The following is a 14530-nucleotide window of genomic DNA, read 5'->3' on the forward strand; positions in this document are numbered from 1 at the left end:
GAAGGAGTTCACATGAGCGAGCAGTCCGCGGCGACAGCGCCGCCGAAGCAGAGGCCGGGCATGTCACCCAGGGCCCGCTGGGTCTCCGCCAGCGCGCTGGCCACCCTGCTGCTGGCCAGCCTTGATCAGAACGTGGTCGGCAGCGCCGCCTGGCCGATCGCCCAGGACCTCGACCCACAGCGCGGGCTGCAGTTGCTGCCCTGGCTGTTCACGGTGTACATCCTGGCCTCCACCGCCACCCAGCCGCTCTACGGCAAGCTCAGCGACATCTACGGCCCGAAAGCGGTCTTCGTCTTCTCCACCAGCCTGTTCGTGGCCGGTTCGGCGCTGTGCGGCCTGTCCCAGAACATGATCGAGCTCATCGTGTTCCGCGCCGTGCAGGGCATCGGCGCCGGTGGCCTGGTCGGCGTCACCCTCGTCATCATCGCGGTGATCTCCCCGCCCCGGACCCGGGCCAAGCGCTCCGGCCTGGGCGGCGCGGTGATCGGCGGCGGCACCATTGCCGGGCCGCTGCTCGGCGGGTTCATCGCCGATCACGCCACCTGGCGCTGGCTGTTCTACATCAACCTGCCGCTCGGCATCGCCGCGCTGATCATCATGCTGATCGCGTTCCAGATGCCCAAGCAGCAGCGCCGCGAGCCCGTCGACATCGGCGGCGCGGTCCTCATCGCGCTGGCCACCAGCGTCATCCTGCTCATCACCGACTGGGGCGGCAACCGCTATTCCTGGTCCTCGCCGACGATCATCGGCCTCGCCGTCGTGGGCGTGGTCACCTTCGCCGTCTTCGTCTGGCAGGAGCGGCGCACGCCCGCACCGATCCTGCCGTTCTCCCTGTTCCGCAACCCCGTCTACCGCATCGTCAGCCCGCTGCAGTTCCTCACCGGCCTGTCGATCATGTCCGCGCCCGTCTACCTCGGCACCTATCTGCAGATCGGCCGCAGCCAGACGCCTTCACACTCGGCCCTGTTCACCGTCCCGCTCGCCGCCGGCCTCATCGTCATGTCGACCTTCGGCGGCATCTGGATCTCCCGCTTCGGCCGCTACCGCATGATCCTGCTCGTCGGCAACGTCCTGTGCACCGTCGCATTGTTCATGCTCGGCGTGCTCAACAGCTCCACGCCCGTCTGGTACATCGCCCTCGACCTGCTGCTGCTCGGCGCCGGGCTCGGCAGCCTCATCCAGGTCACCACCCTGGCCGTGCAGAACGCCATGCCGCCCAGCCAGCTCGGCGTGGCCACCATCTCGGTCCGGTTCAGCAATCGCATCGGCCAGGCCTTCGGCACCGCGATCCTCGGCGCCCTGCTCAACACGCTGTTCCTCGCGCAACTGCCCGCGCAGTACACCAACACCGTCGCCCACGGCGCCGTCGACATCGGCCAGATCCACGAGCTGTCCGCGCAGGCCCAGCACGTCGTCCGGGAAGCGTTCGTGACCGCGAGCAACCAGCTCTATCTCATCGCCGCGGCGCTGTCCCTGGTCACGGTCGTGCTGTCGATCTTCGTCCGCGAAACCATCCAGGACGCCGAAGCGGCCGGCGTCGGCGAGCCCGACCCGGTCCTGGCCCCGGCCGCCGCGGCCGACAGCCCCGCCGACGACACCGGGCCCGGGCTCTCCGCCCGTTCCTGACCACCGCGCCCGCACCGGAGCGCCCCGTCGGACCATCGACGGGGCGCCACATCCGCTCCGGTCCGTCGGTCACGACCGGGCGAGCGCGGTCAGCGACGGCACCAGCGCGGCCGGCGGCGGGCTCGCCGCCATCTCCGCGGCCAGGTCCTCCGCGTTGCCGCGCCACTCCGGCTCGCTCAGCAGCGCCGCGACCGCGGACTCAATGGCCTGCGCGGTCTGCTCCGCCTCGCGCAGCAGCACCCCGGCGCCGACCGCGGAGATCCGCTCGCCGTGCTCGACCAGGTAGGGCGCCTGCGGCAGGACGAGCTGCGGGCGGCCGAACGCGGTCGCGGTGAGGGCGGTGCCGGCGCCGCCGTGGTGTACCACGGCCGCCACCCGATGCATCATCAGGTTGAGCGGCACCGACTCGGCGACTCGCACGTTCGCCGGCAGGCCGGTCAGCTCGCGGCGGCGGTCGGGCCCGGTGGCGACCACGACCTCGTCCACCCCGCGCACACCGGCCACGGCTCGCACCACGTTGGCGAGCACGGCCGCCCCGTCCAGCGCCACGGTCCGGGTGCCGAGACAGACGCAGACCCGCCGGGGCGGCCGGCCTTCGCGCCGCAGCCAGGCCGGGTACTCGCCCGGGCCGTTGTACGGCACGAACCGGACCGGAGCGCCCGCGCTGATGCCGGGCTGCTGCAGCCGGGGCGGGCAGGGATCGACGACCAGATCCGGCGGGCGCGGACCGGCGCCGAGCCCGAACTCCGCGCAGACCGGCTCGAGCGCGGTGCGGGCGTGCCGCCAGCGGGTGTCGCTGAGCGCGTCCACGCCCCACCGATGGTGGACCACCGGGATGGCCAAGCCGGCGCCGACGATGCCGGCGGCGAACTCGAGCGGGTCGGCGAGGATCAGGTCGGGACGCCAGCGCCCGGCGATGCCGAGATAGTGCGGGACCACCTGCCGCATCCGGTCGCGCCACCGCTCGGCGAAGCTGTCCCAGAGCGCCTGCCCCTGCGGCGCCGGCGTGGACGCCGCCCGCCGGCGCCGGCCGACGTCGTCGTAGGCGGCGCCCAGCAGGGCCACCGGGAAACCGGCGCCGCGGGCGGCATCGCCGATGTCGGGCTGGCCGGCCACCAGAACCTCGTGGCCGGCCGCGCGCAGCGCCCAGGCCAGCGGCACCATCGGCGTGAGGTGGGTCGGCTGCGGGGAAACCATCACGAGTATGCGCATCATCCCACCTCACGCGAGCAGGCCGAGCCCGCCGTCCACGGTGATGACCTGCCCGTGGACGGCGGCGGCCTCGGGCCGGCAGAGCAGGGCGACGACGTCGGCCACCTCGCCCGGCCGGGTGAGCCGGCCGGCAGGGGTGCGGGCCACCACCCGCGCCGCCGCCTCCGAGGCGGCGCCGGCGGCGTCCTTGGACAGCTTGCCGGCGGCGACCGCGTTCACCGTGATGCCGTGTCCGGCGACCTCGACGGCGAGGTAGCGCACCAGCGTCTCGAGGGCGGCCTTGGCCATGCCGAGGCCGAGATAGCCGGGGACGACATACCGCCCGCCGCTGCTGGAGATGGCGATGATGCGACCGGTGCCCGGACGCATCAGGCGGGTGAGGTGTCCGGCGCCGTACAGCAGCGGCCCGACCGCCACCCGGTGCTCCGCCGCGCAGGCGTCGGCGTCGGGATCGGCGGTCGGCGTCGGGTGGAACACCGACGCGTTGTGCACGAAGATGTCGAGCCGGCCATGGCGGTTCTCCACATCGGCGAGCAGCCGTCGCACCTCGTCGGGCCGGCCGACGTCGGCGCGGACGAGACGCAGCGCGGCGCGCTCGCCGGTGAGCCCGCGCACTGCCCGCTGCGCCGACGCGTCGTCGCGTACATAATTGAGCAGTACCTCGCAGCCCGAACGGGACAGCTTGTCCGCGATGGCGAGGCCCAGGCCGCGGCTGGCCCCGGTCACGAGCGCGACCCGGCCCGTGAGGTCCAGCGCGGTGCGGTGTGGCATCGTGGTGGTGCGTGCGTCGACCAACAACTGCGTTCCCCATCTCCGTGCGGCGGTCGGTGTCGCGGGCCAGCGTGCCGAGCGCAGGTCGAGGCCGATTCGACCGCCGACAGAGTCGCAAATGGCGATAATTGGAGGTGGCCGCCGCCGTGAACCGACCGGTCCCGGGCGGGGCGCCCTTCGGCGTGTACAACCTTCGATACATACCCGCTACTTGCGGTTAGCGCGCCCCTTGCAATCAAATTAGTGCGGTGGGTAACGTGAGTGCCCGGACGTCCGGTCCATCGAAATAACTCGCGGGTCGCTCTGCACATTGCCGGAAGAAGACGCAACCGGGGACTAGTATGGCCTTCTTCAAGGTTCTGGGCTCTTTGGAAGTACTTTACGAGAAAGGTGTGTGCACGCCGACGGCACCGAAGGTCCGCCGGGTTCTGGCCCATCTCCTCATGAATGCAAATCAAATTGTCCACATTGATTCGCTCATCGACGAGCTCTGGGCCGAGAGCCCGCCGTTGAGCGCCACGACCACCACCCAGACGTACATCTACCAATTACGCAAACTCATCGCCAAGAAAGGGCTGGCGGCCGACGGGGAAATGCTCGTCACCCGGGCGCCGGGCTATCTGCTGCGGGTGCGGCCGGGGCAGCTGGACGCCGACCGGTTCACCCAGCTCACGACGCAGGGCCGGGCGCTGCTCGACAAGGGGATGGCGGCGGAGGCATCGGACCGGCTGCGTACCGCGCTCGACCTCTGGACGGGACCACCGCTGTCCAACGTCACGCTCGGCAATCACCTGCGCGCCTACGCCGCGTACCTGGAGGAGGAGCGGTTGCGTGCCACGGAGCTGCGGATCGAGGCCGACATCCGGCTCGGCCGCTACCGCGAGCTGATCGGTGAGCTGCGTTCGCTGGTCATCGCCCAGCCCCTCAACGAGTGGTTCCACCGGCAACTCATTGGCATCCTCACCCAGTGCGGGCGGCGCAACGAGGCGCTGCAGGCCTACCAGAACCTCCGTGCCGTGCTCAACGACGAGCTCGGACTCGAGCCATCGGCGGAGGTCCAGTTGCTGCATCGCGACATCCTGGCCATCGGCTGACCCGGCCGGGTGCCGACGGCACCCGGCCAAGTCACTCCGGCACATGCGCCACCGCGCGGGCCCAGCCCGCGCCGGCGCGGGCGATCTTCACCGGAAAGCACGAGACGGTGAAGCCGGATGGCGGGAGCCGGTCGAGGTTGGTCAGTCGTTCGATCTGACAGTACTCGCGCCGGCGCCCGGCGAAATGGGCCGGCCAGAGCACTCGCCGGTCGCGGTCGCGCCGGTACTGCTCGATGATGTGCGTGAATGGGGCGTCAAGGCTGAAAGCGTCGGTGCCGATCACCTTGACACCCAGGTCGAGCAGCAGCTCCGTCGCCGGTCCGTCGAGGCCGGTGAATTGGGTGAAGTAATCGGGCGTGCCGTGCCGGCCGGCCGCACCGGTGTGCAGCAGCGCGATGTCCATGGGCTGCGGTTGGTAGCCGATGCGGGCGACCGCGGCGGCGATGAAATCGGCGCCGACGGTTCCCGTTCCGGCGCCCGTGACGTCCAGCACGAACGCCGGCCGGTGAAACCAGTCCAGCGGCATTTGGTCGATGGTGCGTGGCGTGCCGTAGGTGGTGCGGGTGCCGTAGTGCGCGGGCGCGTCCACGTGGGTGCCGGTATGCGTGCTGGCCCGCACGAAGTCGATGTCGAGGAACTCGGCGTCGGGCAGCTCCGCCGGGTCGAAGTCCAGCCCGAAACGCTCGCGCATGCCGGCGGCCATGTGTTTGGCGCCGGCCGCCGGGCTGAGGTTCTCGTGGGTCACCGGGTCCGGCTCCCACAGCTGTGCGTCGATCGGCACGGAAAGGTCGATGATGGGCACCGCGGCCTCCTGAGTCAGGTGCGCTGGACGGCGTCCCAGAGGGACGCCAGCGAATCGGTGATCTCCCGGCGCGGCTGCCAGCCGAGCAGCCGCCACGCCGCGCCGATGTCGAGCCGTTGCCACGCCGCGCCCCCGTCGCGGCGGGCCCCGGCCGCCGCCCCGGCGGAATCCGCGGCGACGATCCGGGCGCCGACCCCGCTGACCTCGACCAGCCGTTCGACGAGCCACCGGACCTCCACGGCGCGGCCGCTGCCCACGTTCACGGGCACCCCGCTCACGCCGGCGGTCACGCTCGCGGCCACGGCGTCGGCGAGGTCGCGCGCGTCGAGGAAGTCCCGCCGGCCGTGCAGCGGCGGCAGGTGCAGCACCGGGTCCGCCGTCCCGGCGGCCGCGGCCAGGTCGGCCGCGACCCGGCCGAGCAGGCTCACCGGGGGAGCGCCGGCGCCGACCACGTTGGACGCGCGCAGCACCAGCCCGCCGACCCGGCCGGAGCGGAACGCGGCGAGCGCCACGCGGCTGCCGAGCAGCTTCGTCCGCCCGTACGGGGTGACCGGATCGGCCGGCGTGCGCTCGTCCACGCTGGTGCCCGGGGGCACCGCGGCGTACTCGTGGACCGAGCCGAGCTGGATCAGGCGGCACCGCCAGGGCAGCGCGACCAGCGCGCGCACCAGCCGGTCGACGAGGACGACGTTGCGCAGCCGCATCTGCTCCTCGTCGAGGCCCCAGACGCCGCCGGCGGCGTTCACCACGACGCCGATCCGCTCGCGGTACAGCAGATCGGTCAGCTCGGCGACGGGAGCGTCCAGCAGATCCAGCCGGACCGGGTAACTCGGCGGTGCCGGCGCGCCGCGCGGCGCCACCGCCCACACCCCGCAGCCGCGGTCGGCGAAGGCGGCGGACACGTGCCGTCCGACGAACCCGCTCGCGCCCACGACCAGCACCCGGTCCGGCCGCGGCCCGGCCACCCGGGCGCCGCCCGCGCTCACCGGCGCCGGGCCGCCGCTCATCGCAGCACCTCGACGCGGGTGTCGTCGCCGATGACCAGCCGGTGGCGCGACACCTCGGCGGCCGCCGCGATGTACGAGGACCGCCCGATGAACGACCCGGAGATGTCGCGCACGCCCCGAACCGACACCCGGTCCAGGATGATCGACGAATCCACGCCCGCGTGCTGCAGCACACAGTCCGCGCCGAGCGCGGTGTATGGCCCGACGTAGCTGTCCGTGACCTGCGCGTTCGCGCCGATGATGGCCGGGCCCTCGATGTGTGAGCGGATGATCCGCGCGCCGGGCTCGACGACCACTCTTCCGGAGAGCCGGCTGGCCTCGTCGACGTGGCCGAGGATCCGCGGCACGATGCGCTCGACCAGGACCCGGTGGCACTCCAGCACGTCCTCGATCCGCCCGGTGTCCTTCCAGTAGCCGCGGTAGCGGACCGCCCGCACGTCGGCGCCGTCGGACACCAGCAGCTGCAGCGCGTCGGTGATCTCGAGCTCGCCGCGCCGGCTGGGCCGCAGGCGCCGGACCGCCGCGTGGATGGCCGGGGTGAGGAAGTAAGCGCCCGTGACGGCGAGATCGCTGACGAACCGGTCGGGCTTCTCGACCAGCCCGGTGACCCGGGCCGCCTCGTCGAGCACCGCCACGCCGAACGCGGCGGGGTCCGGCACGGCGGTGACCACGACCTGGGCGTCCGGCCGCCGCGCGTGGAAGGCCGTCGCGGCGTCGCCCAGCCCCGCGGCGAACACGTTGTCGGCCAGGTACATGACGAAGTCGTCGTCGGCCAGGAAGTCGCGGGCGATCAGCACGCAGTGCGCCAGCCCGAGCGCGGCCTCCTGCGGCACGTATGTGACGTTCAGCCCGAGCCGGCCGCCGTCGCCGACGGTACGGCGGATCTCACCGCCGTTGGGCCCGACGACGATCCCCACGTCCTTGACGCCGATCTCGGCGAGGTTCTCCAGGCAGTAGAGCAGGACCGGCTTGTTGGCCAGCGGCACCAGTTGCTTGGGCATGGAGTAGGTCAGTGGCCGCAGCCTCGTGCCCGAGCCCGCGGAAAGTACCAGCGCTTTCACGACTCGTCCCCCCAGGTGTCCCGGTCACCACCGGGGCACGTCGAGGATCTCGACGACCGCCGCGGTGCAGGTGAAGCCGGCTCCTCCGCCGAAGAGCAGGATGCGGTCGCCGGCGGCCACCTCGCCGGTCTCGACGACGTGGGCCAGGCCGGCGAACTGGTCGCCGGACCCGACGTGCCCGGTGGTGCGGCCGAACGCCCAGCTGGTCCGCTCGTCGGGGACGCCGAGCAGGTGGTACAGCTCGTGTCCGGTGCCGCGGCGCGACACCGGGATGACGGCCCATCGCAGCTGCTCCGGGGTGGTGCCGGAGTCCTCCAGTGCCCGGTCCTTGGCGGAGACCAGCAGCTCCAGGTAGCGGTGGATCAGATCCGGGTACACGCCGGTCGACACATAATCGACGGTGCGCCGCACCAGGTCGATGGGGCCGGTCGGGCGGTGCCCGGACAGCGGTTCCAGGCCGCGGGCCAGGCCCTCGAGGGAGTTGTCCGCCGCCGTGGCGGTGGACAGCACGCGGGCGAACCCGGAGGTGGTGGAGAGCACCAGCGCCGCGGCGCCGTCGCCGTACATCGTCACGTCGACGCAGTTCCAGCGGTCGATCATCGGATCGCTGAACCGGTCCGCGGTGGTCAGCAGCGCCGCGGTGCCGCCGGCCCCGCCGGCCCCGCCGGCCGCGAGATACCGCGCGGCGAGATCGATCGACCACATGCCGCCGTTGCAGCGCTGCAGCACCTCGAACGCGGGCACCAGCCGGCCCACCGCCTCGTTCGCGACGTAGCTCGCGACCGGCCAGCAGTCGGCGCCCTGGAACCACAGGCTGCTGTGCACCACGAGGGCGACGTCGTCGGGCGAGGCGCCGGCGCGCTTCAGCGCGGCCTCGGCGGCGCGGACCGCCATCCGGGGCGGCGCGTCGGACTCGTCGTCGGAGGCCACCGTGACCGAGTCGATGCCCAGCAGGTCCCGCCGCTCGCGGGGCAGTATGCCGGCCGCGACCGCCGCGTCCGTCGTGCGCGGTTCGGGCAGCCAGGCGGCGACGCCGCTGATGTAGAGATCAGTCCATTGCATGACACGTCCTTCGGGTTGCGATCGGGTGGTTGAGCTCAGCGGCCGCCGGCGACGGTGACGACCTCGCCGTGCACGTTGCCGTTGGCCGCGGAACCGAGGAACAGCGCGACGTTGGCGATGTCCTCGGGCGCGCTGAGCCGCCGGGCCGGCGTGCGGGCGAGCTCGCCGTCGCGGACCTCGGCCGGGAGGACCGCGGTGACCCCCTGCGTGGTGGTGAGGCCCGGGCACACCACGTTCACCAGGACACCGCAGCGCCCGCAGTCCCAGGCGAGGCTGCGGGCGAGCCCGTGCAGCGCCGACTTGCCGGCGCCGTAGATCTCCTGGCCCGGTGCGCCGTCGGCGGCGACGTGCGAGGAGATCAGCACGATGCGACCCCAGCCCCGCTCGCGCATGCCGGCCAGGGCGAGCTGGACGGTGCGGACCGTGCCGGCCAGGTTGTGGGTGAGCAGCGGAAGCCACTGCGTGGCAGGCCACTCGTCGAACCGCTCCTGCGGCGCCCGGCGCCGGCCCCGGAACAGCGCGTTGGCCACCAGCACGTCGACGCCGCCCCACCGCTGCGTCAGCTGTTCGACCGCGAGTCGCGGCGAGTCCGGCTCGTCCAGCGCGTACCGGAGGTGACACGCGCGGTCCTCGGCCGCGCCGAGCTCGTCGGCGATCCCGCGGGCCGCGGCGGCGTCCGAGCGGTAGGTGAGCGCCACCCGGGCGCCCTCGCGGGAGAAGGCGCGGGCCGTCGCCGCGCCGATGCCCTTGGTACCGCCGGTGACGAGGACCGTCTTGTCGCGCAATCCCAGATCCATGTGACGCCTCCGTGTCGCCGCCCTTCGCCCGGGCCTGTGGACGGGCCCACCGCCGCGTCCGCGCAGCCATGCTCTGCCCGCCGCTTCAAACCTGGCTCGAACGCTGTCCGAGGCGGCGCGGGTGCATCCACCGGGCCTTGAAACAGCCGCGAGCCGCCCCCGGCACTGTCGTGTTCCGGCCGGGACGCGGATGGGCGTCGCCACTTGCGGCCAGGACGCGATGGGCGTCGCCACGAAGGGGTTTGGTGCGATCAGATGCGAGCAACGACTTCGGACCGGGCAGCGTGGCCGGTGCCGCCCGATGAGGCCAACACGTGGGTCCTCTGCCAGCGATGCCGGGCGGTCGTGTACGGACCGCGGCTGACGCGCATGGCGATGGTGTGCCCGGAGTGCGGCCGCCACGGCGCGTTGACCGCCGAGCAACGCGTCGGGCTGCTGGCGGATGCGGGCTCGGTCGCCCCGCTCGTGCCGCCGGGGCCCGATCCGCGGGAGGACGCCGCCGACGCGGATCCGCTCCGGTTCGTCGACAGCCGGCCGTACCCGGAACGGTTGCGCGCGGCCCGCTCCGGCACCGGCATGGCCGAGGCGGTGCTGTGCGTCCGCGCCGCGATCGACGGGCATCGCGTGGTGATCGCCGCGATGGACTTCCGCTTCCTCGGCGGCAGCCTGGGCGCGGTCGTGGGCGAGCTGATCAGCCAGGCCGCGGAGACCGCGCTGGCCGAGCGCGTTCCGCTGCTGGTCGTCACCGCCTCGGGCGGCGCCCGGATGCAGGAGGGCGCGATCGCGCTGATGCAGATGGCGAAGACGAGCGTCGCCATGCAACGGCTCGACCGGGCCGGCATCCTCACCATCTCCCTCATCACCGACCCCACCTTCGGCGGCGTCGCCGCCTCGTTCGCGACGCTGAGCGACGTGATCGTGGCCGAGCCCGGCGCCCGGCTCGGGTTCGCCGGTCCGCGGGTCATCGAACAGACCATCAAGCAGCGGCTGCCGGCCGGGTTCCAGACCGCCGAGTTCCTGCTGAAGAAGGGCTTCGTCGACCTCGTCCGGCCGCGGGCCGCGCTGCGCGCCACGCTCGGGCGGCTGCTGGCGGCCGGCCGGCGGCCCGGGCCGGCGGGGCTCGCCGCGGACGCCGACGGCGGCGATCCGGCGGTGCGCGACCCGCGTGGGCTCGCCCGGCGCGACTCGTGGCAGGTGGTTCGGCTCGCGCGCCGGGTCGAGCGGCCCACCACGCTGGACTACATCGGGCTGATGCTCGACGAGTTCGAGGAACTGCACGGCGACCGGCTCGGCGGGGACTGCGCGTCGATCGTCGCCGGCGTCGGGCGGATGGCCGGTGCGCCGGTCGTCGTGATCGGGCATCAGAAGGGGCACGGCGCCGCGGAGCTCGCCCGGCGCAACTTCGGGATGGCGAGCCCCGAGGGCTACCGCAAGGCCGCCCGCGTGCTGCGGCTGGCCGGCAAGCTCGGGATACCGGTGCTGACCCTGATCGACACCCCCGGGGCGTACCCGGGGGTCGAGGCGGAGGAGCGCGGCCAAGCGGTCGCCATCGCCGAGAACCTGCGGCTGCTCGCCGGCCTGCCGGTGCCCGTCGTGGCGGTGATCACCGGCGAGGGCGGCAGCGGCGGCGCGCTGGCGCTCGCGATGGCCGACGAGGTGCTGATGCTCGGCAACGCCGTGTACTCGGTGATCACGCCGGAGGGGTGCGCCGCGATCCTGTGGAAGGACCCCGGCCAGGCGCCGGCCGCGGCGTCCGCGCTGCGGATCACCGCCCGGGACCTGCTCGAGCTCGGCGTCGTCGACGGCGTGGTGCCGGAGCCGCCGGGCGGGGCGCAGGCCGATCCGCCGGCCATGGCCGAGGCGGTGCGGCGCGCGGTGCTGCTGCGCTTCGGCGCGCTGCGGGAGCAGGAACCGGACCGGCTGGTGCGCGGCCGCCAGGCGCGGTTCCGGGCGATCGGCGCCACGGCGGCGACGGCGGTCGGAGCACGCGGATGAACGCCGACGGCGCCCGCGAAACGGAGCACGCCGCCGGCTGGCGCGCCGACGAGCGGGGCGACCTGGCCGCGCTGGACGCGGTCCACGACACGGTGCTCAAGCTGCTGGCCGGGGTCCCGCTGCCGCCCGCCCGGCTGCGGCTGCGGGTGGGCGAGGTCGACCTCGAGGTGGGCTGGGACCGGACCCCCGACGCCCCGGTGGCGGCGCACCACCCGCCCGCCCCGGTGGCGGCGCACGCTTCGGCCGCCCAACTGGAGGCGCACGCTCCGGCCGCCCCGGTGGACGGGCACGGGCCGGTCGCCGCGGCGACGGCGACGGACCACCTGCACGCGCCTACGGTCGGCACGTTCTACGTGGCGCCGGAGCCCGGCGCGCCGCCGTTCGTCGAGCCGGGTGGCCTGGTGGCGCCCGGCCAGCAGGTCGGCATCGTGGAGGCGATGAAGCTCATGATTCCGGTGGAGGCCGACCGGCACTGCCGCATCCTGCGGGTGCTGGTCGGCGACGGCACCGCCGTGGAGTTCGGGCAGCGGTTGTTCGCGGTCGCCCCGGTGGACGCGGCATGACCGGCCGCGAGCCCTGGTTCCGCACGCTGCTGATCGCCAACCGCGGCGAGATCGCGCTGCGGATCGCCCGCACCTGCCGGGAGGCCGGCATCAACGTGGCGGCGGTGTACTCGACCGAGGACGCCGACACGACGCTCGTGCGCACCGCGGACGTCGCGGTGCGGATCGGGCCGCCACCGGCCCGGCAGAGCTACCTGAACATGGCCGCGATCCTGGAGGCCGCCCGGCGCTGCGGTGCCGACGCCATCCACCCCGGCTACGGCTTCCTCGCGGAGAACGCCGACTTCAGCGCCGCGTGCGCGGCCAACGGCATCGCCTTCGTCGGCCCCTCCGCCGCAGTGATCGCCACCCTCGGCGACAAGGTGCGCGCGCGGATGCTGCTGGCCGGCCACGGCATGCCGATGCTGCCCGGAAGCCTGCACCCGGTCGGTGACGTGACCGAGGCGGCCGCCGTCGCCGGGCAGACCGGCTTTCCGCTCATCATCAAGGCGGCGGCCGGCGGTGGCGGCCGCGGCATGCAGGTGGTGCACGAGCCCGCGCAGCTCGCCGAGCGGTACCGCGGCACCCGATCGGCGGCGCAGCAACTGTTCGGCGACCATCGCGTGTACATCGAGCGGTACATCGCCGGCGCGCGGCACGTGGAGATCCAGATCCTCTGCGACGCGTTCGGCAACGCGCTGCACCTCGGCGAGCGGGACTGCTCGGTGCAGCGCCGGCATCAGAAGATCGTCGAGGAGACCCCGGCGCCCGGGTTGCCGCACGCGCTGGTGCAACGCATGGCGGCGGCCGCCATCGAGGGTGCCCGCGCCGCGGGCTACGTCGGGGCCGGCACGTTCGAGTTTCTCGTCGACGAGGCGCAGAACTTCTACTTCATGGAGGTGAACTGCCGCATCCAGGTCGAGCATCCGGTGACCGAGATGGCGACCGGCATCGACCTAGTCCGCGAGCAGCTGCGGATCGCGGCCGGGCACCCGATCCAGCTGCGCCAGGCCGACATCCGCCCGCGCGGCGCGGTCATCGAGTGCCGGGTCAACGCCGAGGACCCGGACCGCGGCTTCGCCCCGGCGCCGGGCCGGCTGACCGAGTTCAGCCCGCCGGCCGGGCCGTTCGTCCGGGTCGACACCTACGCGCATCCGGGCTGCCGGATCTCCGCCGCCTACGACTCGCTGCTGGCGAAGGTCGTGGTGGCCGCGCCGGACCGGGAGCAGGCGATCGCCCGGATGCACCGGGCGCTCGCCGAGTTCCGGGTGAGCGGGCCGGGGGTCACCACCACGATCCCGTTCCTGCACCGGGTGCTCGACGATCCCGCGTTCCGCCGCGGCGCGCACGATACGCGGCTGGTGGCCTCGATGCTCGACGGCGCAGACCGCCGCGCGGTGCCGGCGTCCGCGCCCGCCTGAGCCGGGGCGCCCGGGTTCCGCCGCGAATCGAGCCGGAGTCGAGGCCGACCGGCGACAGTCGAAGCCAGACAGAACAGGCGCGAGAACGGTGAAAGGATCCACAGTGGACACAAGCACACCGGATGTCGTCGAGTACCAGCGCGCCGTCGAGGCGCCGGCCGAGGTGGTCTTCGCCCGGCTGGCGGACGTGGCGCGGTGGCCCCAGCTGCTCGGTGGCGTCGTGCACGCCGAGTATCTGCGCCGGGCGGGCGCCCACGAGCGGATCGCCGTCTGGGAGCTCGCCGGCAAGGACGAGGTCCGCGCCTGGCAGGCCGAGCGGACGCTCGACGCCGAGCGGCTGCTGATCGCGTTCACCGAGCAGCCGGCCTGGCTGGGCGGCGCGGCGGTGCGGGGCGAGTGGGCGGTGCGGCCCCAGCCGGACGCCACGGCCGTGGTCACGCTCCGGCTGCGGTACCGTGCGGCGGAGCGCGACGACGCCGCCGACGAGCTGGCCCGGCACAGCGCCGAGTGGCTGGACGCGGTGCAGCGGGCCGCCGAACGCGCCGACCTCGACGAGGTCACCCTCGACTTCGAGGATCCCGTCTTCGCCGGCGGTGCGGTCCCGGACGCGTGGAAGGTCCTCTACGAGGCCGACAAGTGGCCGGAGAAACTCGACCACGTCAAGCGGCTGGAGATGACCGAGGACGTGCCGAACATCCAGTTCTTCGACATGGACACGCTCGGCAAGGACGGTCGCACGGTCACCACCCGCTCGGTGCGGGTCTGCCTGCCGCAGCGGCTCATCGTCTACAAGCAGATCACGCCGCCGCCGCTGATGGAGGCGCACACCGGGCACTGGCGCTTCACCCCGACGCCGGAGGGCATGATCCTCGGTGCCCGGCACACCTGCGTCATCCGCCCGGACCGGCTGGACGTCCTCGGCGCCGGCACGACGCTCGAGGGCGCGCGCCGCTACCTGCGCCGCTTCCTCAGCGCCAACAGCACGACCAACCTGCGGCTGGCCAAGGCGTTCGCCGAGGAGCGGGCCGGCGCCTAGTGCCCACCGCGCCCGGAGGCCCGCCCGGCGTCCGGGCGCGGTGCCGTCCGGCCGGATCGCCGCCCGTGGCCCCGGCCGTACCGAGCCTTCCAGACCTGGCCCGC

The 14530-nt window shown here is 73.5% G+C and carries 13 protein-coding genes; 6 read left to right on the forward strand and 7 right to left on the reverse strand.

Annotation, left to right across the window (positions count from 1 at the left end; all coding sequences use genetic code 11):
- The first annotated feature begins 12 nt into the window (after positions 1-12).
- Entirely contained in the window at positions 13-1626 is a 1614-nt protein-coding gene (locus tag ACQPXD_RS19320) for an MFS transporter (RefSeq protein WP_432840342.1), read from the forward strand.
- Between the two features lie 69 nt (positions 1627-1695).
- Here the strand turns inward: ACQPXD_RS19320 and ACQPXD_RS19325 are convergent, their stop codons facing one another.
- Both ACQPXD_RS19325 and ACQPXD_RS19330 read right to left on the reverse strand, forming a co-directional pair.
- Positions 1696-2823, reverse strand: coding sequence for a nucleotide disphospho-sugar-binding domain-containing protein (locus tag ACQPXD_RS19325; protein WP_432840344.1), 1128 nt, complete (start codon positions 2821-2823; stop codon positions 1696-1698).
- A 24-nt stretch (positions 2824-2847) separates the two neighbouring features.
- The gene (locus tag ACQPXD_RS19330) at positions 2848-3636 is read right to left on the reverse strand and encodes an SDR family NAD(P)-dependent oxidoreductase (protein ID WP_432840346.1); all 789 of its coding nucleotides are present in this window, start codon (positions 3634-3636) and stop codon (positions 2848-2850) included.
- 314 nt (positions 3637-3950) lie between these two features.
- Between ACQPXD_RS19330 and ACQPXD_RS19335 the strand changes: the two genes are divergently transcribed.
- Positions 3951-4703 (forward strand): AfsR/SARP family transcriptional regulator, encoded by a 753-nt coding sequence (locus ACQPXD_RS19335; RefSeq protein WP_432840348.1) that lies wholly within the window; start codon positions 3951-3953, stop codon positions 4701-4703.
- Positions 4704-4734: 31 nt separating this feature from the next.
- Here ACQPXD_RS19335 and ACQPXD_RS19340 read toward each other — a convergent pair whose 3' ends face one another.
- Genes ACQPXD_RS19340 through ACQPXD_RS19360 form a run of 5 tightly spaced genes read right to left on the reverse strand, consistent with a single transcriptional unit; the run spans position 4735 to position 9432 of the window.
- Positions 4735-5505 (reverse strand): cyclase family protein, encoded by a 771-nt coding sequence (locus tag ACQPXD_RS19340; protein WP_432840350.1) that lies wholly within the window; start codon positions 5503-5505, stop codon positions 4735-4737.
- A gap of 14 nt (positions 5506-5519) precedes the next feature.
- Positions 5520-6512, reverse strand: a complete 993-nt coding sequence (locus tag ACQPXD_RS19345; protein WP_432840352.1) for an NAD-dependent epimerase/dehydratase family protein — start codon at positions 6510-6512, stop codon at positions 5520-5522.
- Entirely contained in the window at positions 6509-7573 is a 1065-nt protein-coding gene (locus ACQPXD_RS19350) for a glucose-1-phosphate thymidylyltransferase (RefSeq protein WP_432840354.1), read from the reverse strand. The genes ACQPXD_RS19345 and ACQPXD_RS19350 overlap by 4 nt, the downstream gene beginning before the upstream one ends.
- A 24-nt stretch (positions 7574-7597) precedes the next feature.
- Positions 7598-8635, reverse strand: a complete 1038-nt coding sequence (locus tag ACQPXD_RS19355; RefSeq protein ID WP_432840356.1) for a ketoacyl-ACP synthase III family protein — start codon at positions 8633-8635, stop codon at positions 7598-7600.
- A gap of 35 nt (positions 8636-8670) precedes the next feature.
- Entirely contained in the window at positions 8671-9432 is a 762-nt protein-coding gene (locus ACQPXD_RS19360; RefSeq protein ID WP_432840358.1) for an SDR family NAD(P)-dependent oxidoreductase, read from the reverse strand.
- A 255-nt stretch (positions 9433-9687) separates the two neighbouring features.
- On the opposite strand from ACQPXD_RS19360, the gene ACQPXD_RS19365 reads away from it, so the two are divergent.
- The 4 genes from ACQPXD_RS19365 (at position 9688) to ACQPXD_RS19380 (ending at position 14426) form a co-directional block, all read left to right on the forward strand.
- Entirely contained in the window at positions 9688-11427 is a 1740-nt protein-coding gene (locus ACQPXD_RS19365; RefSeq protein ID WP_432840360.1) for an acetyl-CoA carboxylase carboxyltransferase subunit alpha, read from the forward strand.
- Positions 11424-11990 carry an acetyl-CoA carboxylase biotin carboxyl carrier protein gene (locus ACQPXD_RS19370; RefSeq protein ID WP_432840362.1) on the forward strand — a complete coding sequence of 189 codons (567 nt, stop codon included), beginning with the start codon at positions 11424-11426 and terminating at the stop codon, positions 11988-11990. The genes ACQPXD_RS19365 and ACQPXD_RS19370 overlap by 4 nt, the downstream gene beginning before the upstream one ends.
- Entirely contained in the window at positions 11987-13390 is a 1404-nt protein-coding gene (locus ACQPXD_RS19375) for an acetyl-CoA carboxylase biotin carboxylase subunit (protein WP_432840364.1), read from the forward strand. Before ACQPXD_RS19370 ends, ACQPXD_RS19375 begins: the two co-directional genes overlap by 4 nt.
- 103 nt (positions 13391-13493) lie before the next feature.
- Entirely contained in the window at positions 13494-14426 is a 933-nt protein-coding gene (locus ACQPXD_RS19380) for an SRPBCC family protein (RefSeq protein ID WP_432840366.1), read from the forward strand.
- Positions 14427-14530: the final 104 nt, after the last annotated feature.

It is taken from the genome of Dactylosporangium sp. CA-092794, from assembly GCF_050948465.1.
GTDB lineage: Bacteria > Actinomycetota > Actinomycetes > Mycobacteriales > Micromonosporaceae > Dactylosporangium.

What these genes read in the sequence shown, in the direction of transcription:
- ACQPXD_RS19320 (WP_432840342.1), top strand. Translation starts at nt 13, where the DNA reads ATGAGCGAGCAGTCCGCGGCGACAGCGCCGCCGAAGCAGAGGCCGGGC.
- ACQPXD_RS19325 (WP_432840344.1), bottom strand. Translation starts at nt 2,823, where the DNA reads ATGGTTTCCCCGCAGCCGACCCACCTCACGCCGATGGTGCCGCTGGCC.
- ACQPXD_RS19335 (WP_432840348.1), top strand. Translation starts at nt 3,951, where the DNA reads ATGGCCTTCTTCAAGGTTCTGGGCTCTTTGGAAGTACTTTACGAGAAA.
- ACQPXD_RS19345 (WP_432840352.1), bottom strand. Translation starts at nt 6,512, where the DNA reads ATGAGCGGCGGCCCGGCGCCGGTGAGCGCGGGCGGCGCCCGGGTGGCC.
- ACQPXD_RS19355 (WP_432840356.1), bottom strand. Translation starts at nt 8,635, where the DNA reads ATGCAATGGACTGATCTCTACATCAGCGGCGTCGCCGCCTGGCTGCCC.
- ACQPXD_RS19360 (WP_432840358.1), bottom strand. Translation starts at nt 9,432, where the DNA reads ATGGATCTGGGATTGCGCGACAAGACGGTCCTCGTCACCGGCGGTACC.
- ACQPXD_RS19365 (WP_432840360.1), top strand. Translation starts at nt 9,688, where the DNA reads ATGCGAGCAACGACTTCGGACCGGGCAGCGTGGCCGGTGCCGCCCGAT.
- ACQPXD_RS19370 (WP_432840362.1), top strand. Translation starts at nt 11,424, where the DNA reads ATGAACGCCGACGGCGCCCGCGAAACGGAGCACGCCGCCGGCTGGCGC.
- ACQPXD_RS19375 (WP_432840364.1), top strand. Translation starts at nt 11,987, where the DNA reads ATGACCGGCCGCGAGCCCTGGTTCCGCACGCTGCTGATCGCCAACCGC.